Source organism: Thioprofundum lithotrophicum (assembly GCF_055387065.1).
Map to the genome: position 1 here is coordinate 827,966 of NZ_AP042379.1, position 20,515 is coordinate 848,480.

Genomic DNA, 20,515 nt, shown 5'->3' on the forward strand with positions numbered 1-20,515 from the left:
TCCTCGCTCCATTCGTCAATCCCCCTTCGAGGACGCTGTCATGGCCAACGACACCGATGCCTACCGGATCCGGCAGGAGCCGTTCTACCAGCCCCAGCACAACGAAATCGCCCTCTACGAGGCCGCCTATGCGGCCCGCCTGCCGGTGATGATCAAGGGCCCCACCGGCTGCGGGAAATCCCGCTTCGTGGAATACATGGCCTGGAAGCTGGAGCGGCCCCTCATCACCGTGGCCTGCAACGAAGACATGACCGCCTCCGATCTGGTCGGCCGCTTCCTGCTCGACAGCGAAGGCACCCGCTGGGTGGACGGCCCGCTGACCACCGCCGCCCGGATCGGCGCCATCTGCTACCTGGACGAGGTGGTGGAGGCCCGCCAGGACACCACCGTGGTCATCCACCCCCTCACCGACCACCGCCGCACCCTGCCGCTGGACAAGAAGGGCGAGGTGGTCGAGGCCCATCCCGACTTCCAGCTGGTGATCTCCTACAACCCCGGCTACCAGAGCCTGATGAAGGATCTCAAGCAGTCCACCAAGCAGCGCTTCTCGGGCCTGGACTTCGACTACCCCGAGGCCGACGTGGAAAGCGAGATCGTCAGCAAGGAAACCGGCATCGGCGGCGACACGGCCGCGAAACTGGTGCAAATCGCCCACACCGCCCGCAACCTCAAGGGCCACGGCCTTGATGAAGGGATCTCCACCCGCCTGCTGGTGTACGCCGCCGCCCTGATCAACCACGGCATTGCCCCGCGGGACGCCTGCCGCATGGCCCTGGTGCGCCCCATCACCGACGACGCCGACATCCGCGACACCCTGTTCCATGCCATCGACGCGGTGTTCGGGGAATGACGGAACCTGCCGGGTAGGAGCGGCGCAAGCCGCGATATCGCGGTAGCGAATAGCTGGGGACGGGAAACCGCATCATCGCGGCTCGCGCCGCTCCTACACACGAGAGCCTTTGCGTTGAAACCCCTTGAACCATGAACGAAAGCGAACTCCAGGCCTGGCGTGAACGGCTCACCTGCAACCATCCGCAGGTGGACGACGTGTTCGCCGAGTGCCTGGCCGAAGCCCTGGAACGGCTCGATGCCGACGGCGTGGCCGCCTGGCTGGAAGGCGCCTCGCTGATCTGCATGACCGGCCGGGGCGCCGAACCGGTGCTGGTCTATCTGGAGGAGGCCGCGGAAATCGCCGAGCACCTGGGCGTCGCGGCGCTGGAGCGGATTGCCCGGGCCACCTTCAACATGGCCCGCACGCCCAATGCCAAGGCCCTGGTGCCCTTCCTGCAGTCGCTGCCGGAAGCGGCCCGCCGCCTAGGCAGCCTGGACTCCCTGGAGCACTACATCGCGCTGGTGATGGATCTGCTGGAACGCACCACCGTCTCCATCCACGGCCACCACGCCACCATGCCCAGTCCGGCCCTGCCGGACTTCCTCGAACGGGCCCCGCACCTGCTCAACCAGCTCTCGCTGGAGGGGCTGAAAAACTGGGTCGAATACGGCATCCGCAACTACGCCAGTCACCCCGACCGCCAGCGGGACTACTTCTCCCTGCAATCGGCCGACAGCCGCGCCGTGCTGCAGCGGGAGCGTCACGGTATGCTGTTCGCCGATCACGAGCGCAAGCTCGGCATGTACCTACGCAGCCTGTGGAACGACCACGATCACTTCGTGCCCTACTCCACCGCCTTCGATGAACTGCGCAAGCCGATGCCCTACTACGACCGGCTGGGGATCCGCGTGCCCGACGTGTACGACGACACCGAGGCGGTGAGCGGCCTGGACCGTTACCGCGCCCTGCTCGCCCACATCGCCGCCCACCGGCGCTGGACCCAGGCCATCATCGCCGACAACTACAGCCCCTTCCAGCGCGTGGCCATCGAGGTCTTCGAAGACTCGCGGGTCGAGCACCTGGCCATGCGCCGCTATCCCGGCCTGCGGCGGATCTTCCAGGCCCTGCACCCGGTGCCGGTGGAAGACGCCTGCAATCCGGAAACCGAATCCTGCATCCGCCACCGCCTGGCCATGCTCTCGCGGGCCCTCCTCGACCCGGAACACGGTTACCGCAACGCGCACATCCGCGAATTCGCCGAGCGCTTCCACGCCGCCCTGGCCGAAGGCGAATCCTCCACCGCCGAGATGGCCGAACTGGCCATCCACTTCATCGCCCGCACCCGCCAGCCCAGCGATCTGCAGGCCAACGTCCGCTTCAAGGACACGGAAGTGGAATACCGCGACGACAACCGGCACATGTGGAAATTCATCGAGGAAGGCGACGAGGAAGAAGCCTTCGAGGAACAGCGCAAGCTCGAACCCAACGAAGAGGAACATCCCGGCCTGCCGCCCCGCCACTATCCCGAATGGGACTACCAGACCAAGACCTACCGCCCCGACTGGGTGAGCCTCTACGAGGCCCTGCATCCGAGCGGCGATCCGGCCGTGATCGACGCCGTGCTCAGCAAGCATGCCGCCCTGGCCAAGCGCCTCAAGCGCCTGCTGGACCTGCTCAAGCCCCAGGAAGTGGAACGGATCCGTTACCAGGAAGACGGCACCGAGCTCGATCTGGACGTGGCCATCCGCTCACTCATCGACTACCGCAGCGGCCACACGCCCGATCCCCGCATCAACATGCGCTACCGGCATGCCGGGCGCAACATCGCCGTGACCCTGCTGCTGGATCTCTCCGCCTCCCTCAACGAAGTGCCCCACGGCTGCGAGCAGACCATCCTGCAACTCAGCCAGGAGGCCGTCTCCCTGCTGGCCTGGTCCATCGAACAGCTTGGCGATCCCTTCGCCATCGGCGGCTTCCATTCGGACACCCGCCACAACGTGCGCTACTTCCACTTCAAGGGTTTCACCGAGCACTGGGGGGACGAGGTCAAGGGCCGCCTGGCGGCCATGGACGCCGGCTATTCCACCCGCATGGGCGCCGCCATGCGCCACGCCGGCCACTATCTCAAGCGCCAGAAGGCTGACAAGAAACTGCTGCTGATCCTCACCGACGGGGAGCCCGCCGACATCGACGTGCACGACGAGCGCCTGCTCATCGAGGACGCCCGCAAGGCGGTGCTGGAACTGGACGGCGAGGGCATCTTCACCTGGTGCATCAGCCTCGACACCAAGGCCGACGACTACATCGGCGACATCTTCGGCCAGCAGTACACGGTGATCGACCACGTGGAGCGTCTGCCCGAGAAACTGCCCCTGCTGTTCGCGGCATTGACATCGTGAAGGCAGAGAAAAGGGAAAAGAGACAAGAGGAAAGTTAATGTGGCGCCGAAGGCGCCGCCTCTTTCCTTTACTCTTGTATCTTGTTTCTTTCCTCTGTCGTCAAACCAGTCCCCGTTCGAAGAAACCCGCCAAGACCATGACCAGCAGGCTGATCCCGACCCCGAGCAGGGTGAAGCCGAGAATGTGGTAGATGATGTTGGCCAGCCGTGAAGGCGGCTTGACCAGATGCTTCTCCAGCTCGCCCGAGGCCTCGAGGCGCGCGTATTCCAGCGGCCGTTCTTCCTTGAACTCCTCCAGATCCCAGCTGCCGCTGAACATGACCGTATCCAGCGGAAACTTGGCGGGACGGAAGTGGTTGTTGAAGAAATGCACCACGAACAGGGTGGTCACCGCCAGGAAAGCCTCCACTCCGTGGGCAATGGAGGCGATGTTGAAGGCCCAGCCCGGCAGCCACTGGAGCAGGGTGGGCGAGGCCCACAACAGCACGCCGGAGCTGCCGATCACGAATGCGCCCCAGTACACGGCCCAGTAGTCGAACTTCTCCCAGTAGGTGAAGCGGTCGAAGCGCGGCTGCTCGCCCTTGCCGAAGAACCAGCGGAACTGGGCCTTCATGTCTTCCCAGTCCTTCTTGCGCGGCAGCAGCGAATCGGGACCGAACCAGTCGAAATCCGGATTCCGCCACACCCGGTAGAGCACCGCCACCAGGTGGCCCAGCACGGCGGCGAGGAAGATCACGCCGGCCGTGCGGTGAATGATGCCGAACACGCCGGGACCGCCCACCGCAGCCACCACCCGCATGGCCCAGTCCGTATCGGGATACATCACCGCCATCCCGGTCATCACCAGCGTCATCACCGACAGGGCCAGCGCCCAGTGGTTGAGCCGCCAGTACCAGGCGAAGCGCCGGAAGTGGCGGTCGCTGTGCTTCTTCGGCGGCTTGATGCGGTAGCGGACGGTCACGCCGTCCACCTTCGTCGTGCCCAGTACCCGGGTCTTGTACTCGCGGTAGAACCACAGCATGGAGTGGGTGTAGAAGAAGATCAGCACCAGGATCACGATCCCCACCATGAACTTGCCGGTGATGAACATCAGCGGATAGCGGTCGAAGTCGCTGGTGTTGCCGTGCGCCTTGTAGGAGACGATCTTCGGTCCGGCATTCTCGTGACATTCCCGGCAGGTCGCCAGCCGCCGCGAGGGGCTCACCGGCGAGCGGGGATCGTCGATGCCCACCGTGGCGTGCCCCTCGTGGCAGTCGGCGCAGCGCGGCACCTTTTCGTTGCCATGCCAGGCAAGCTGGCCGTGGGTGGTCATCATGTAACTGGCCACTTCCTTCCGGTGGCAATCACCGCAGTTCCTGGTCACCCGACGGTGGGTCGCCAGGGTTTCCTTGTCGGCGATTTCGTGGGCCGAATGGCAGTCGGCGCAGGTGGCGCTCTCGCCCCGCCACGGCCGGCGCAGGGCCGCGGCATGCAGGGAGTCCGACCAGGCCGCGAGCGCCTTTGCGTGACAGGCCCCGCACATCTGCGGCGAATGCTCGCGGAAGGTGGCGGCCCGCGGATCCTCGGAGGGAAACACGTAGTGGGCCGTGTGACAGGTGGCGCAGTCGGCATTGTCCGCCTGGCCGCCGGCGTGCACCGAGCGGGTATAGCGCTCGGTATTGAGCACGAACGCCGGCGTTTCCTTCTGCCGACGGGCGGCCCGGGTCTGGCGGCCCGTTGCTGCGGCCTGGGTGGCGCGCCGTCTGGCCGTCTCGAGATGACAGTCCACGCAGTCGGGCCGCTTCAGCCCTTCCCGGCCGTGGGGCAATTCCCGGATGTCGTCGTGACAGGTGACGCAGCGCAGCTCGCCATGGGCGCTCTCGCGCAGGGCCTCGACATTCAGCCCCAGGGGGCGCATGCCGCCTTCGCCGTGTTCGCCCAGAGGCACGGCATAGCTCTCGATGCCGTGGCAGTCCAGGCATTCGCTGTCGTCAAACTCCGGCGCGGCGGCGAGCGGCCAGGCCAGGCTCCACAGAAGCAGTGCTAACAAGCGCGAGATCATTCCCGTCTCCGACGATGGGGCGGTGCGAGACCACCGGAAACACCGGGAACGGCGTCAGCCGTCCCCGGGAAAAAGGGCCCCGTCCATGGGGGAAAATGGCATCCAGCCAGGGGAGGTCGTCGTTCAGATCTTCCTGTCGGTCTTGCCGAAGCCGTGATTGTCGTCGTCGTCCGGCGACCAGGTCTTCGGCGGCTTGCCACCCTGGAACCAGCGATGCATCTCGGAGGAGAGGATCTCGTCGAGCACCTTCTGCACCCGGGCGGCGCCCCGCTTGTTGCCGGCCTGCTCAGCCTTGTGGATCAGCTCGCGGACCTGGGGCACCAGCTCGATGTAGAAGCGCCGGGAGACCTCGAACATGCCTTCCCAGTGCACGTAGTCTGGCGCCAGCATGGCCGCGCCGTGGCGGGCCCGGCGGCCTTCATGGTGCCAGAGCAGGAACCAGGTCCATTCCACTTCCTCGTTGAACTTCACCGGATCCAGCAGCTTCTCTTCCTTGAGCACCTTGATGAGCTTCGACCCGGGGATCGCGAACTTGTCGTTGTACAGGTTCACGAAGCTGTCGAGCTGTTCGTAGAAGTTGTCGACGATGTTGCGGCCGTGGCAGGAGCTGCACACGTTCTTCATGTCCTTGCGCCGGGCCAGCCAGGGCTTGACCTTCTTGCCGGCCTTTTTCGCCTTCTCGTCGATCTTGAAGGAGATGGGCGCGCGCAGGTTCCAGGAGATCCGCGCCCCGATGTCGTGGGTCACCGGCAGATCCTTGGTGGCCGACATGTGGCAGGTGGCGCAGGTGGGCGCGGCGCTGTAGTCCTCGCCCGGGATCCACTTGCTCGAATCCATGTTCATCTCGTCGATGTGGGCGCGGAAGGCGATGCCGTGCACCGACTCCTCGTAGATTTCCTTCTGCGGATGATCCGGTCCCAGGTGGCAGCGGCCGCAGTTGTCGGGATGCCGCGCCTGCTCCACGTCGAAGTTGTGGCGCAGGTGGCAGGCCGAACAGGCCCCCTTGGAACCGTCGGGGTTGATGCGGCCGATCCCGGTGTTGGGCCAGCCGGCCGGATTCAGGGAACCGTCCGAGTTCACGCGCACGATGGAGCCGTGGCATCCCGCGCAGCCCATGGTCACCACCGGCGAGCTGCCCTTGAGCACGGGCGCGCCTTCCACCACTTCGGCCAGCACGTTGTCCAGCGAGCCGAGGATGTTCCCGGCCGTGGCATGGTGGCTGGCATCGAACTCCCTGGTTTCCTGCTCGTGGCAGGAACCACAGTCCTTGGGCGAGACGATCACCGAGATCACGAAATCCTTGTGCTTGATGGCATCCTTGTCGGTGGTCTTGGCCTTGTGACACTCGTAACAGCCCACGTTGGCGCGATAGTGCTTGGACTCGCCCCACATCTCGTAGATCCCCGGGGTCTTCTCCCGGTGGCAGGAGACGCATTCGGCGCTCTCCTTGCTCAGGTGCTTGAAGCCCTTGAGGATCGAGACCGGCTTCTCGGCCTTCGGCTTGGCCGCCTGGGCCGGCAGCGCCGCGAGCGCCCCCAGCATCAGCAGCAGGGCAACGCCGCGCCCCACAGACATGCTCTTCATCTTTGCCTCCCGTTTGTTCGTTGTCGAACAGCGGGAGGCAAAGACCGTACCAATTATATTCCTACAAGTTTGCTTGGATTTTTAAGAGAATGATTTTTCTGTAAAATGTCGCCCTATCCCGGAAACGGGACCAGCCCGGCAGGCGGGAAGCGCTCCCCTGGCGTGACAGGTCATGGTGCAGGGCGGACGGCCCCTTCACCAACATGGTGCAGATGCGTGCTGCCGCTCAGGGGCCGGAAACCGCCGGCGGGCAGGCCGCGCCAGCGGCGGGCAGCAGGGTCAGGGCCTCGACGGCCCGGGCAAAACCGTTGCGGCTGGAGGCATCGAACCAGCGCCTTGCCTGGCAGTAGTCGGGCCGGCGCGGCTCGCTGGCATAGAGGGTGGCGAGATTGTACTGGGCGGCGGCATCGCCGTGGCGGGCGGCCTGCAGCCACCAGTAGCGGGCCCGTTCACGGTCTGGCGCCACGCCATTGCGGCCCAGGGCATAGACCAGCCCCAGGTTGTACTGGGAATCCACGTTGCCCTGGCGGGCGGCCTTGCGCCACCAGTAGAGGGCCTGTGTCATGTCCACCGGCACGCCCTCCCCGTTCATCAGCGCCAGTCCCAGATTGTGCTGCGCGTCGCTGTGACCCAGCCGCGCCGCCCGGCGATACCAGATCAGGACCGCCACGGCGCCGGGCGCGCGGCGCTCGTAGAGCAGGGCGAGATGGTAGGCGGCATCGGCATCCCCGGCCCGGGCCGCGGGCAGCCACAGCCGCTCGGCCAGGGCCAGCGCGCCGGCGTCAAACGCCGCCAGGCCCCGACGAAAGGCCTGCCGGGCCGCGGTCGCATGCAGGCCGGCCTGCGCAAGACGCACAGCCGGCACCGGTGATTCCGCCAGCGGCATCGCCGCCGGCACGGTGACAGGCAGGCCCAGGAACAACCCGAAAAGACCCGCCCGGCGGGTGATTTTGCGCAACATGACGATGACCCCGCATTTTGGAGGGATTCCATCGTCTTAGCGGACCGGCACGGGGCGAACTTTAGCCCGGCGCAGGGAGATTCGCGCAACAACGCACCACATGCCTCGGCGCACTTCTTCGCGAACACACCCGACCCTGCATCCTCTCCGTGCCCTCCGTGTTTGTTTCCAGCGGCGCCGGCAAGCGGACTTCAGCCGCGGATGGCCTTTTCCATGCGGGCGATGGCGGCTTCCCATTCGGGGCCGGTGTTGCGGCCCTCGGCCATGTGTTCCATCAGGGCGTAGGCCATGGCGCGGGTATCGGGGGTCATCTCGCGCAGTTTCTGCAGCATGTACATATGCCCGCCGCGGGGCATGTCCAGGGTCTTGGCCAGCGCGAAAAGCAGCAGCGACTGGCCGCTGTGGGGATCGGCCTCGATTTTCGCGATCACGCGTTGCAGGATGTCTTCGGTCATTTTACGCCAGGACAAAGAGGCAAGAGGAAAGAACGAAAGGGATGCCCTCTTGTCTCCTGTCTCTTTCCTTTTTTCTCTCAATGTCAAAAAAAAACGGCGGATACGGGTTTGCCCCGCATCCGCCGCCGTGCGTGTACGCCCTGGCCTCAGGCCGCTTTCGACTTGACCTTCTGGGCCAGCTCGCCGGAGGCGTAGCGGGCGACCATGTCTTCCAGCCGGATGGGCTTGATCTTGTCGGCCATGCCGGCGGAGCCGAAGGCTTCGTAGCGGGCCTTGCAGATTTCCTTCATGGCTTCGGTGGAGGCCTTGAGGAACTTGCGCGGATCGAAGTTGGACGGGTTGTCGGCCAGGTGCTTGCGGATGGCGCCGGTGGAGGCCATGCGCAGGTCGGTGTCGATGTTGACCTTGCGCACGCCGTGCTTGATGCCTTCCTGGATTTCCTCGACCGGCACGCCGTAGGTCTGGCCCATGTCGCCGCCGTAGTTGTTGATGATCTGCAGCCATTCCTGGGGCACCGAGGAGGAGCCGTGCATGACCAGGTGGGTGCTGGGAATGCGCTCGTGGATCTCCTTGATGCGGTCGATGCGCAGGATGTCGCCGGTGGGCTCCTTGGTGAACTTGTAGGCGCCGTGGGAGGTGCCGATGGCGATGGCCAGGGCGTCCACGTCGGTCAGGGCCACGAACTCGGCGGCCTGCTCGGGATCGGTGAGGAGCTGATCCATGTCCAGCTTGCCTTCGGCGCCGTGGCCGTCTTCCTCACCCATTTCGCCGGTTTCCAGGGAGCCCAGGCAGCCCAGCTCGCCTTCCACGGAGACGCCGCCGGCATGGGCCATTTCCACCACCTTGCGGGTCACTTCCACGTTGTACTCGAAGGAGGACGGGGTCTTCATGTCTTCCATCAGGGAGCCGTCCATCATCACCGAGGTGAAGCCGGACTGGATGGAGCGCAGGCACACGCCCGGCGAGGAGCCGTGGTCCTGGTGCATGCAGATCGGAATGTGCGGATACTGCTCGACCGCGGCCTGGATCAGGTGGCGCAGGAAGGGCTCGCCGGCATAGGCGCGGGCCCCGGCGGAACCCTGCATGATGACCGGGCTGTTGGTCTCGTCGGCCGCCTGCATGATGGCGTGCACCTGCTCCATGTTGTTGACGTTGAAGGCCGGCATGCCGTAGCCGTGCTCGGCGGCATGATCCAGCAGTTGACGAAGGGAAATCAGGGCCATTTCGGGACCTCCTTGAACGATGTGATTGATTGGTTTTGTGTCGCTGACAGCGGCCGCGGAGCGGCTCAGTCCACCTGGGACTCGATGTCCTCTTCGGTGTTGAGCAGTTCCCCGACACGGACGATCTTCAGGGCATTCGTGCCGCCCATCACCCCGGTCAGATCGCCCTTGGTGATGATGACCAGATCGCCTTCCCGGACCGCGCCCCGTCGCAGAAGCTCGTCGATGGCTTCCTTGTTGAGGACCGCGTGATCCTTGGTCGTTTCCTCGAAACTGACCGGGTAGACGCCCCGGTAGAGTGTCACCTTTCTACGCGTCTCCACATGACGCGTCAAGGCATAGATGGGTATCCCCGAGCTGATCCGGGACATCCACAGGGTGGTGGAGCCCGACTCGGTGAGCGCCGCGATGGCCTTCACCCCCAGGTGGTTGGCGGTGTACATGGTGGCCATGGCGATGGCCTCGTCGATGCGCTTGAAGACCGTGTCGATCCGGTGGTGGGAGTGGGTGGCCACGCGCTGTTTCTCGGCCTCGAGGCAGACCCGATCCATGGCGCCGATGGCCTTGTCCGGGAACATGCCGGTGGCGGTCTCGGCGGAGAGCATCACCGCGTCGGTGCCGTCGAGCACGGCGTTGGCCACGTCGAAGACCTCGGCCCGGGTGGGGATGGGGCTGGAGATCATGGATTCCATCATCTGGGTGGCGGTGATCACCACCCGGTTCATGTCCCGGGCCTTCTTGATCAGGGACTTCTGCACCGGCGGCAGGGCCGCATCGCCGATTTCCACGCCCAGATCGCCGCGGGCGATCATGATGGCGTCGGACGCCTCGATGATCTCGTCGATGTTCTCGAGGGCGTCGGCGCGCTCGATCTTGGCGATGATCCCGGCATGGCCGCCGGCCTCGGTGAGCAGGCGCCGGGCTTCGTGGATGTCTTCGGCGTTGCGCGGGAAGGACACGGCCAGGTAGTCGGCCTGCATGGTCGCGGCCATGCGTATGTCCTCACGATCCTTGTGGGTGAGGGCCGGTGCCGAGAGGCCGCCGCCCTGGCGGTTGAGGCCCTTGCGATCCGACAGCTCGCCGCCCACCACCACCCGGCAGATGACCTCGGTGCCTTCCACCGAATCCACCCACAGGACGATGCGCCCGTCGTCCAGCAGCAGGGTGTCGCCGCGGCTGACGTCCTCGGGCAGGGACTTGTAGGCCATGCCCACCCGTTCGGCGGTGCCGCCGTCCGGGTCCCAGGCAGTGTCGAGGATGAAGGTGTCGCCCTCCTGGAGAAAGACCTTGCCGTCCCTGAAGCGTTCGATGCGGATCTTGGGGCCCTGCAGATCGCACAGCACGCCCACCTGGCGGCCGTGGGCGCGGGCCCGGTTGCGGACCTTCTCGGCCCGTTCCTGGTGCTCGGCGTGATTGCCGTGGGAGAAGTTGATTCGCACCACGTCCACGCCGGCCTCGATCATGCGATCCATGATCTTGGGATCGTCGGTAGCGGGACCCAGCGTGGCGATGATTTTGGTTCTGCGCATAGTCTTGTCGGGTTTCCGGAAAGGGCCGGGGCGCCAGGGCGCCCCGGCTGCGGCGAATCAGCCGGCCGCGCGCTGCTCCAGGATTTCCACCGCGGGCAGCTTCTTGCCTTCCAGGAACTCGAGGAAGGCGCCGCCGCCGGTGGAGATGTAGGAGATCCGGTCGGCCACGCCGTACTTGTCGATGGCCGCCAGGGTGTCGCCGCCGCCGGCGATGGAGAAGGCCGGGCTTTCGGCGATGGCCATCGCCAGGGCCTTGGTGCCGCCGGCGAACTGGTCGAACTCGAACACGCCCACGGGACCGTTCCAGACGATGGTGCCGGCCTTCTTCAGCAGCTCGGCGTACTGGGCGGCGGTTTCGGGACCCACGTCGAAGATCATGTCGTCGTCGGCCACCTCGTCCACCTTCTTGGTCTCGGCCGCGGCGTTCTCGGAAAACTCCTTGCCGGTGACCACGTCCACCGGAATGGGAATGTCGGCGCCCTTGGCCTTGGCGTCGGCCATCAGGCGCTTGGCTTCCTCGACCAGATCCGGCTCGTAGAGGGACTTGCCCACGTTGTAGCCCATGGCGGCGATGAAGGTGTTGGCGATGCCGCCGCCGACGATGAGCTGATCGACCACCTTGGAGAGGGAGTCGAGCACGGTGAGCTTGGTGGACACCTTGGAACCGCCGACGATCGCCACCATGGGCCGATCCGGGTTCTCCAGGGCCTTGCCCAGCGCTTCCAGCTCGCCCACCAGCAGCGGGCCGGCGCAGGCCACGGGGGCGTACTTGGCCACGCCGTGGGTGGAGGCCTGGGCGCGGTGGGCGGTGCCGAAGGCGTCCATCACGTACACGTCGCACAGGGCGGCATACTTCTTCGACAGTTCGTCGTCGTTCTTCTTCTCGCCCTTGTTGAAGCGCACGTTCTCGAGCACCACCACTTCACCGTCTTCCAGCTCGGGCGGGTTTTCGAGATAGTCGGTGACGAGGCGCACCGGCTTGCCCAGCAATTCGGAGAGGTGATCGGCCACCGGCTTGAGGGAGAACTCCTCGGCCGGCTCGCCCTCGGTGGGCCGCCCCAGGTGGGACATGAGCATCACCTTGGCGCCCGCCTTCATGGCGTGTTCGATGGTGGGCAGGGAGGCGCGAATGCGCTTGTCGGAGGTGACCTTGCCGTCCTTCACGGGCACGTTGAGGTCTTCGCGGATCAGCACGCGCTTGCCGGCCAGATCCAGGTCGGTCATCTTGATTACGGACATGTGGACTGCTCCTGAGTCAAAAGAACTTGGATGAAGGTGGGCCCTCAGCCAAGTACTCTTTTCGAGAGGAAAGTGAAAAGCGACAAGAGCAAAGGGATGGTGGCGGGCCTTCGGCCCGCCACCACACCTTCCCTTTTCTCTTAACCTGCCACGTGCTGGGCGAAGCGCAGCATGTTGCAGGTGTAGCCGTACTCGTTGTCGTACCAGGACACGACCTTGACGAAGGTGTCGTCCAGGGCGATGCCGGCGCCGGCGTCGAAGATGGACGAGTAACCCACGCCGCGGAAGTCGGTGGAGACCACCTTCTCGTCGGTGTAGGCCAGGGTCTTGCTGATGTCGCCCGACTCGGAGGCCTTCTTCATGGCGGCGCAGATGTCGTCATAGCTGGCCGGCTTCTCCAGCTCCACGGTCAGGTCCACCACGGAGACGTCGGAGGTGGGCACGCGGAAGGCCATGCCGGTGAGCTTGCCGTTCAGTTCGGGCAGCACCACGCCCACGGCCTTGGCGGCGCCGGTGGAGGAGGGAATGATGTTCTCCAGGATGCCGCGGCCGCCGCGCCAGTCCTTCATGGAGGGACCGTCGACGGTCTTCTGGGTGGCGGTGGCGGCGTGCACGGTGGACATCAGGCCGCGCTTGATGCCCCAGTTGTCGTGCAGCACCTTGGCCACCGGGGCCAGGCAGTTGGTGGTGCAGGAGGCGGCGGAGACGATGGCCTGGCCGGCATAGCTGTCGTGGTTCACGCCGTAGACGAACATGGGGGTGCCGTCCTTGGAAGGCGCGGACATGACCACCTTCTTGGCGCCGGCGTCGATATGCTTCTGGCAGGTCTCCTCGGTGAGGAAGAAGCCGGTGCACTCGAGCACCAGATCCACGTCGATGTCGCCCCACTTGAGGTCGGCCGGATCGCGCTCGGCGGTCAGGCGGATGGTCTTGCCGTCCACAACCAGGTTGCCGCCCTCGGCCTTCACGTCACCGGCGAAACGGCCGTGCACCGAGTCGTACTTGAGCATGTAGGCCAGGTAGTCGGCGTCCAGCAGGTCGTTGATGCCGACCACTTCCAGCTCCGGGAACTCCTTGTGGATGGCGCGGAAGGCCATGCGGCCGATGCGGCCGAATCCGTTGATACCAACTTTGATGGTCATGTCGTTGATCTCCAGTCAGTCAAAAAATGGGGTCGTAAATCAAAGTACCGACTTGACGGCCTTGACCACGTTCTCCGCGGTCAGACCGAAGTGCTTGAACAGTTCGCCGGCCGGGGCGGATTCGCCGAAGCGATCCACGCCGATGATGCGGCCCTTGGCTCCCACGTACTTGTACCAGTAGTCGGGCACTCCGGCCTCCACGGCCACCCGGGCGGTGACGTCGGACGGCAGCACCGATTCCTTGTAGTCGTCGTCCTGCTGCTCGAAGACCTCGGCGCAGGGCATGGAGACCACGCGGATCTTCCTGCCTTCCTCGGTGAGGGTCTTGGCGGCCTCCATGGCCAGGCCCACTTCGGAGCCGGTGGCGATGATGATGGCCTCGGGGGTGCCGTCGCAGTCCTGCAGCACGTAGCCGCCATGGGCGATTTCGGTGAGCTGATCGTCGGAACGCACCTGGTGGGGCAGGCCCTGGCGGGAGAAGATCAGGCAGGTGGGGCCGGCCATGTACTCGATGGCCGCCTTCCAGGCCACGGCGCTCTCGACCGCGTCACAGGGCCGCCAGACCTGCATCTTCGGGATCATGCGCAGGGTGGCGATCTGCTCCACCGGCTGGTGGGTGGGGCCGTCCTCGCCCAGGCCGATGGAGTCGTGGGTGTAGACGAAGATGCTGCGGATCCCCATCAGGGCGGCCATGCGCAGGGCGTTGCGGGCGTACTCGGAGAACATCAGGAAGGTGCCGCCGAACGGGATGAAGCCGCCGTGCAGGGCCACGCCGTTCATGATCGCGGACATGCCGAACTCGCGCACGCCGTAGGAGATGTAGTTGCCGTCGGCCACCGTGTCGGTGATCTGCTTCGCCTCCGGCCAGGCGGTGAGGTTGGACGGAGTCAGGTCGGCGGAGCCGCCCAGGAACTCGGGCAGGGCCTTGGCGTAGGCGGTGATGGCATTCTGGGAGGCCTTGCGCGAGGCGATGGACTCGCCCTTCTCGTCGGTGGCCTTGATGTAGTCGTCGGCCACCTTCTGCCAGTCGGCGGGCAGCTCGCCCTTCATGCGGCGTTCGAACTCGGCGGCCAGTTCCGGGAATTCCTGCTTGTAGGCAGCGAACTTCTCGGCCCAGTGGGCTTCGGCCTGCTTGCCCTTCTCGCGCGCATCCCAGCCCTGGTAGATCTCGTCCGGAATCTCGAACGGCGCGTAGGGCCAGTTCAGGTTCTCGCGGGTGGCCTTGATCTCGTCGTCGCCCAGCGGCGCGCCGTGGCAGTCGTGGCTGCCGCAGAGGTTGGGGGCGCCGTAACCGATCACGGTCTTGCAGCAGATCAGGGTGGGCTTGTCGTTGACCGACTTGGCCTCGCGGATGGCCTTGTCGATGGCCTCGGCGTCGTGGCCGTCCACGTCGCGGATCACGTGCCAGCCGTAGGCCTCGAAACGCTTGGGCGTGTCTTCGGTGAACCAGTGCTCGGTGTGGCCGTCGATGGTGATGCCGTTGTCGTCCCAGAAGGCGATCAGCTTGCCCAGCCCCCAGGTGCCGGCCAGGGCGCAGGACTCGTGGGAGATGCCTTCCATCATGCAGCCGTCACCGAGGAACACGTAGGTGTAGTGATCGACGATGTTGTGGCCGGGGCGGTTGAACTGGGCGGCCAGGGTCCGCTCGGCCAGGGCCATGCCCACGGCGTTGGTGATGCCCTGCCCCAGCGGGCCGGTGGTGGTCTCCACGCCCGGGGTGTAGCCGTATTCGGGATGGCCCGGGGTCTTGGAGTGGAGCTGGCGGAACTGCTTGAGATCCTCGATGGAGAGATCGTAGCCGGTCAGGTGCAGCAGGGAGTAGATGAGCATGGAGCCGTGACCATTGGAGAGCACGAAGCGGTCGCGATCCCACCACTCGGGGTTGGTCGGGTTGTGCTTCAGGTGATCGTTCCAGAGGACTTCGGCGATGTCCGCCATGCCCATCGGTGCGCCGGGATGCCCGGAATTGGCCTTTTGCACCGCATCCATGCTCAGCGCACGGATGGCATTGGCGAGATCTTTACGAGATGGCATAACGTTCCCCTCAGTGCTTGAAAAAGAAATCTGGTGTGTCGTTCGGCGTGCGGATCCGGTGCCACGGGATCGCCGCAGACGGCCGCGCCGGGCGCGGCCGTCGATGTTCGTTCGTTCCGGAGACTTTCCTCCCTCGCGGATTCAGCTCGGCACCGGGATGCGGGTCGTGCGGTCGGCGGCAAGGGCGACCGGATTGTGATTGGCTTCGCAATCTCCCGGGGTCAACGAGCCCGGGATTTTCCCACTTCTACCGGGCGCGGGCAATAGGCGCCGGGGCCAGCCCCCTGTTCGGAATATGCCTTTATAAATGCCTTTTATCGGAAAAGGGGGCGCTGACGGGGCGATCCCCCCTCATTCCTTCCATTTGATCGAACAGCCCATGCTGGGGATCTGATCCTGGGGGCCCCGGCCGGTCTCGGCCACCTGCACCATCGCCTCGAACAGCTCGCGGCGGGCGTCGGGCGGCGCCGTCTCCTTGCGCGAGGCATCCAGCCGGCCCCGGTACTGGAGCTTGAGATCGGCGTTGTAGCCGAAGAAGTCGGGGGTGCACACGGCCCCATAGGCCTTGGCCACTTCCTGGGTCTCGTCGAACAGATAGGGGAAGGGGAAGTCGTATTCCTCGGCCACCTTCTTCATGTTTTCGAAGGAATCCTCCTCGTACAGGGCGGGATCGTTGGCCATGATGGCCACGCTCTTCACCCCGTGCTCGAGCAGCTCGCGGGTGTCGCGCACCAGGCGCTCGCGGATGGCCTTCACGTAGGGGCAGTGGTTGCAGATGAACATCACCAGGGTGCCCTTCTCGCCCCGGCAGTCGTCCAGGGTCCAGATCCGGCCGTCCACGCCCGGCAGGGCGAAGTCCACGGCCGGCTTGCCGAATTCGCAAACAGGGGTCTCGAGGCTGACCATTGGCGTTCTCTCCTGATTCTTGTGGTTTTTCAATGAGTTGCGCACCCACGCCGGGGTGCCGGTGGGCCATTATCCGTCAAAGCTCGCCATTTCGCGAGACTGGCATATACTTTTTCCTACCAAATTTTTTATGGGGAATGCCTTCCATGATGCGTCTCGTCCGCCTGCTGTTCCCGTTGCTCACCGCGATCCTCGCCGGCACCCCGCCCGCGGCGGCCGCCACCTGGCAACTGGCCATCCAGCCCATCCTGCCCCGGGATCGCACCCTGGAGGCCTACGCCCCGCTGGCCGAATACCTCGGCCGCGCCACCGGCCAGACCATCCGCATCCGCGCCAGCCACAATTTCGTGGACTACTGGGAATCCATGCGCCAGCCGCCGGGCTTCGACCTGGTGCTCGACGCCGCCCACTTCACCGACTTCCGCAACCAGCGCATGGGCTACCGGGTGCTGGCCAAGCTGCCCGACACGGTGACCTATTCCCTGGTCACCCGCGAAGAGACCCTGCTCTTCGAGCCGGCCGAACTGGTCGGCAAGCGCATCGCCACCGTCCCCCCGCCCAGCCTCGGTGGCCTGCGGCTCAACGCCATGTTTCCCAACCCCCTGCGCCAGCCGGTGATGGTCGCCTCCAGCAATGCCCAGCAGGCCCTCGAGCGGCTGAAGGCCGGCAAGGCTCTCGCGGCGCTGGTGCCCACCCCCCTGATCCGCGGCGACACCAGCCTCAACGTGATCACCACCACCGATCCGGTGCCGCACATGGCGCTGTCGGTCTCGCCCCGGGTGCCTGCCGCCCTGCGCAGCCGGCTGCGTCAGGCGCTCCTGCAGGCCGGCAGGACGCCCGCCGGCAAGGCCATGCTCCAGGCCCTGAAACTGCCCGGTTTCGTGCCGGCCGACAACGCCCTCTACACCGGCTATGCCCGCCTGCTGGAGGGAACCTGGGGATACTGAGGCTTTGACATTCCCCCCTCCCCTGCCTACAATCCCAAACCGATTCAGCGCCGATTTGACGATCAGATTGCGGGCGCTATAGAAATGCGGCTAAAGCGAGGCAGGAAAACCCGGATTCCCGAACCCGCCTGAGCCGATGCCCAGGCGGGTTTTTTCGTTTGCGAGGAGCAAAAACACACCATGAGCCACTTCCTGTTCACCTCCGAATCGGTTTCCGAAGGCCATCCCGACAAGATGGCCGATCAGATCTCCGACGCCGTGCTCGACGCCATCATCCGCCAGGATCCTCACGCCCGGGTGGCCTGCGAAACCCTGGTCAAGACCGGCATGGTGGTGCTGGCCGGCGAGATCACCACCACCGCCCAGGTGGAATACGAAAAACTGGTGCGCGACACGGTCAACGGCATCGGCTACACCCATTCGGACATCGGCTTCGACGGCCACACCTGCGCGGTGCTCAACGCCCTCGGCCAGCAGTCGCCCGACATCAACCAGGGCGTGGATCGCCAGACCCGCGAGGAACAGGGCGCCGGCGACCAGGGCCTGATGTTCGGCTACGCCAGCAACGAAACCGAAGTGCTGATGCCCGCCCCCATCACCTATGCCCACCGCCTGGTGCGCCGTCAGGCCGAGGTGCGCAAGAACGGCATCCTCCCCTGGCTGCGCCCCGACGCCAAGAGCCAGATCACCTTCCGTTACGAGAACCACAAGCCGGTAGGCATCGAGGCCATCGTGCTCTCCACCCAGCACGCGCCGGAAGTGGAACAGAAGGTGCTGCACGAGGCGGTGATGGACGAAATCATCAAGCCGGTGATCCCCGCCGAATGGCTAGACGGGAACACCCGCTACCACATCAACCCCACCGGCCGCTTCGTGATCGGCGGCCCCATGGGCGACTGCGGCCTGACCGGGCGCAAGATCATCGTCGACACCTATGGGGGCATGGCCCGCCACGGCGGCGGCGCCTTCTCCGGCAAGGATCCCTCCAAGGTGGATCGCTCGGCCGCCTACGCCGCCCGCTACGTGGCCAAGAACATCGTCGCCGCCGGCCTGGCCGAACGCTGCGAAATCCAGGTCTCCTACGCCATCGGCGTGGCCGAGCCCACCTCCATCACCGTGCAGACCTTCGGCACCCACCGAATCGACGAGGAGCGGATCAGCCGGCTGGTGCGCGAGCACTTCGACCTGCGGCCCTGGGGCATCATCACCATGCTGGATCTGCTCGAGCCCCACTACCAGCCCACCGCCGCCTACGGCCACCTGGGCCGCGACGATCTCGACCTGCCCTGGGAGCGCACCGACAAGGCCGAACTGCTGAAGGAGGCGGCCGGGATTTGACATCCGTTTTCAACGCAAAGGCGCGAAGGGGATTTTTGCTGGTGTAGGAGCGGCGCAAGCCGCGAACCATGCAGGGCCGAGTGGCGAGGGCCGAGGGCCGAGGAAAAACGGGGTTGATTGGCTTCGATAACCTCGGCCCTCGCCACTCGTCCCTCGGCCCCGTTCATCGCGGCTCGCGCCGCTCCTACAGAAACGATAAACCCCTCTGCGTTGAAATTTCACGCAACTGGTTTACACTCGAACGGCCTCACCCGAGGGGCGCTGCAGCGGGGTTCTCCCGTCAGGCTCGGGTCGGGGTTCGCAACTGGCAACAACGGCGCTCATTCCACCTGCAATCACTGAGGAGAATGAACCGTGAACGCTGTATCCCCGACTGACTTCACCGACTACAAGGTCGCCGACATCAACCTGGCCGACTGGGGCCGCAAGGAAATCGCCATCGCCGAGACCGAGATGCCCGGCCTGATGGCCATCCGCGAGGAGTTCGCCGAGCAGCAGCCCCTCAAGGGCGCCCGGATCACCGGCAGCCTGCACATGACCATCCAGACCGCGGTGCTCATCGAGACCCTGGTGGCCCTGGGCGCCGAGGTGCGCTGGGCCTCGTGCAACATCTACTCCACCCAGGATCACGCCGCCGCGGCCATCGCCGCCGCCGGCATCCCCGTGTTCGCCTGGAAGGGCGAGACCATCGAGGAATACTGGTGGTGCACCGAGCAGGCCCTCACCTGGCCCGACGGCCAGCAGCCCAACATGATCCTCGACGACGGCGGCGACGCCACGTTGCTGATCCACAAGGGCGTGGAATTCGAGAAGGCCGGCAAGGTGCCCGATGCCTGCCCCGGCGACAACGAGGAATGGGTGGCCATCCTCGACCTGCTGCGCCGCACCCTCGAGTCCAACCCCGGCAAGTGGACCGCCATGGCCGAATCCATCCGCGGCGTGACCGAGGAGACCACCACCGGCGTGCACCGCCTCTACCAGATGCAGGAGAAGGGCGAGCTGCTGTTCCCGGCCATGAACGTCAACGATTCGGTGACCAAGAGCAAGTTCGACAACCTCTACGGCTGCCGCGAATCGCTGCTTGACGGCATCAAGCGCGCCACCGACGTGATGATCGCCGGCAAGATCTGCGTGGTGCTCGGCTACGGCGACGTGGGCAAGGGCTGCGCCCAGGCCTTCCGCGGCATGGGCGCCACCGTCTGGATCACCGAGATCGATCCCATCTGCGCCCTGCAGGCGGCGATGGAAGGCTACCGGGTGGTGACCATGGACGAGGCCGCCAGCCAGGGCGACATCTTCGTCACCGCCACCGGCAACGTGAACGTGATCGACCACCACCACATGGCGGCCATGAAGAACGAGGCCATCGTCTGCAACATCGGCCACTTCGACTCGGAGATCAACATCGCGTCGCTCGAGAAGTACGAATGGGTGGAGATCAAGCCGCAGGTGGATCACGTGATCTTCCCCGACGGCAAGCGGATCATCATCCTCGCCAAGGGCCGCCTGGTGAACCTCGGCTGCGCCACCGGCCATCCGAGCTTCGTCATGTCCGCCTCCTTCACCAACCAGGTGATCGCCCAGATGGAGCTGTACCAGCACGCCGAGAACTACGAGAACAAGGTCTACATCCTGCCCAAGAAGCTGGACGAAAAGGTCGCCCGCCTGCACCTCGGCAAGCTCGGCGCCCACCTCACCCAGCTCTCGCCGGAACAGGCCGAGTACATCGGCGTGCCGGTGGAGGGGCCGTACAAGCCCGAACATTACAGGTACTAGGGACGAGTGGCGAGTGGCGAGAAACGGCGGTTCCTTGACCTCGCCAGACACGTGTAGGAGCGGCGCAAGCCGCGATGCGGCGGTAGCGGGTAGCCGGGTGGAACCATATA

Annotated in this window: 15 protein-coding genes and 2 riboswitches; of the genes, 5 read left to right on the forward strand and 10 right to left on the reverse strand. The window is 65.4% G+C overall.

What is annotated here, in order from left to right; translation table 11 throughout:
- Window positions 1-40 precede the first annotated feature (40 nt).
- Both ACZ5BH_RS03890 and ACZ5BH_RS03895 read left to right on the forward strand, forming a co-directional pair.
- Window positions 41-850, forward strand: a complete 810-nt coding sequence (locus ACZ5BH_RS03890) for an AAA family ATPase (RefSeq protein ID WP_464890602.1) — start codon at window positions 41-43, stop codon at window positions 848-850.
- Window positions 851-981: 131 nt separating this feature from the next.
- A complete protein-coding gene (locus ACZ5BH_RS03895; protein WP_464890603.1) occupies window positions 982-3,231 on the forward strand; it encodes a nitric oxide reductase activation protein NorD in 2,250 nt (749 codons plus the stop codon).
- Between the two features lie 99 nt (window positions 3,232-3,330).
- On the opposite strand, the gene ACZ5BH_RS03900 is transcribed toward ACZ5BH_RS03895, so the two are convergent.
- The 10 genes from ACZ5BH_RS03900 to ACZ5BH_RS03945 all read right to left on the reverse strand — a co-directional run bounded on the left by ACZ5BH_RS03900 (window position 3,331) and on the right by ACZ5BH_RS03945 (window position 16,344).
- A complete protein-coding gene (locus ACZ5BH_RS03900) occupies window positions 3,331-5,259 on the reverse strand; it encodes a cytochrome b/b6 domain-containing protein (protein WP_464890604.1) in 1,929 nt (642 codons plus the stop codon).
- A 135-nt stretch (window positions 5,260-5,394) separates the two neighbouring features.
- Window positions 5,395-6,855, reverse strand: coding sequence for a multiheme c-type cytochrome (locus ACZ5BH_RS03905; protein ID WP_464890605.1), 1,461 nt, complete (start codon window positions 6,853-6,855; stop codon window positions 5,395-5,397).
- Between the two features lie 226 nt (window positions 6,856-7,081).
- On the reverse strand, window positions 7,082-7,816 hold the full coding sequence (locus ACZ5BH_RS03910) for a tetratricopeptide repeat protein (RefSeq protein ID WP_464890606.1): 735 nt from the start codon (window positions 7,814-7,816) through the stop codon (window positions 7,082-7,084).
- Between the two features lie 191 nt (window positions 7,817-8,007).
- On the reverse strand, window positions 8,008-8,271 hold the full coding sequence (locus ACZ5BH_RS03915; RefSeq protein WP_464890607.1) for a hypothetical protein: 264 nt from the start codon (window positions 8,269-8,271) through the stop codon (window positions 8,008-8,010).
- A gap of 146 nt (window positions 8,272-8,417) precedes the next feature.
- On the reverse strand, window positions 8,418-9,494 hold the full coding sequence (gene fba, locus ACZ5BH_RS03920) for a class II fructose-bisphosphate aldolase (RefSeq protein ID WP_464890608.1): 1,077 nt from the start codon (window positions 9,492-9,494) through the stop codon (window positions 8,418-8,420).
- 65 nt (window positions 9,495-9,559) lie between these two features.
- Window positions 9,560-11,023 (reverse strand): pyruvate kinase, encoded by a 1,464-nt coding sequence (pyk, locus tag ACZ5BH_RS03925; RefSeq protein ID WP_464890609.1) that lies wholly within the window; start codon window positions 11,021-11,023, stop codon window positions 9,560-9,562.
- 57 nt (window positions 11,024-11,080) lie between these two features.
- Window positions 11,081-12,262 (reverse strand): phosphoglycerate kinase, encoded by a 1,182-nt coding sequence (locus ACZ5BH_RS03930; protein ID WP_464890610.1) that lies wholly within the window; start codon window positions 12,260-12,262, stop codon window positions 11,081-11,083.
- A gap of 140 nt (window positions 12,263-12,402) precedes the next feature.
- Window positions 12,403-13,404, reverse strand: coding sequence for a type I glyceraldehyde-3-phosphate dehydrogenase (gene gap / locus ACZ5BH_RS03935; RefSeq protein ID WP_464890611.1), 1,002 nt, complete (start codon window positions 13,402-13,404; stop codon window positions 12,403-12,405).
- Between the two features lie 39 nt (window positions 13,405-13,443).
- The gene (gene tkt / locus ACZ5BH_RS03940) at window positions 13,444-15,438 is read right to left on the reverse strand and encodes a transketolase (protein WP_464890612.1); all 1,995 of its coding nucleotides are present in this window, start codon (window positions 15,436-15,438) and stop codon (window positions 13,444-13,446) included.
- Between the two features lie 351 nt (window positions 15,439-15,789).
- Window positions 15,790-16,344, reverse strand: coding sequence for a thioredoxin family protein (locus ACZ5BH_RS03945; RefSeq protein WP_464890613.1), 555 nt, complete (start codon window positions 16,342-16,344; stop codon window positions 15,790-15,792).
- A 146-nt stretch (window positions 16,345-16,490) separates the two neighbouring features.
- Here ACZ5BH_RS03945 and ACZ5BH_RS03950 point away from each other — a divergent pair, with 146 nt between their 5' ends.
- The 3 genes from ACZ5BH_RS03950 (at window position 16,491) to ahcY (ending at window position 20,405) form a co-directional block, all read left to right on the forward strand.
- A complete protein-coding gene (locus ACZ5BH_RS03950; RefSeq protein WP_464890614.1) occupies window positions 16,491-17,291 on the forward strand; it encodes a phosphate/phosphite/phosphonate ABC transporter substrate-binding protein in 801 nt (266 codons plus the stop codon).
- 37 nt (window positions 17,292-17,328) lie between these two features.
- A riboswitch (SAM riboswitch) is annotated at window positions 17,329-17,408 on the forward strand.
- Window positions 17,409-17,471: 63 nt separating this feature from the next.
- Complete coding sequence (gene metK, locus ACZ5BH_RS03955; RefSeq protein ID WP_464890615.1) at window positions 17,472-18,629, forward strand: methionine adenosyltransferase; 1,158 nt, start codon at window positions 17,472-17,474, stop codon at window positions 18,627-18,629.
- Between the two features lie 247 nt (window positions 18,630-18,876).
- Window positions 18,877-18,958: riboswitch (S-adenosyl-L-homocysteine riboswitch) on the forward strand.
- 25 nt (window positions 18,959-18,983) lie between these two features.
- Complete coding sequence (ahcY, locus tag ACZ5BH_RS03960) at window positions 18,984-20,405, forward strand: adenosylhomocysteinase (protein ID WP_464890616.1); 1,422 nt, start codon at window positions 18,984-18,986, stop codon at window positions 20,403-20,405.
- The last annotated feature ends 110 nt before the right edge of the window (window positions 20,406-20,515 follow it).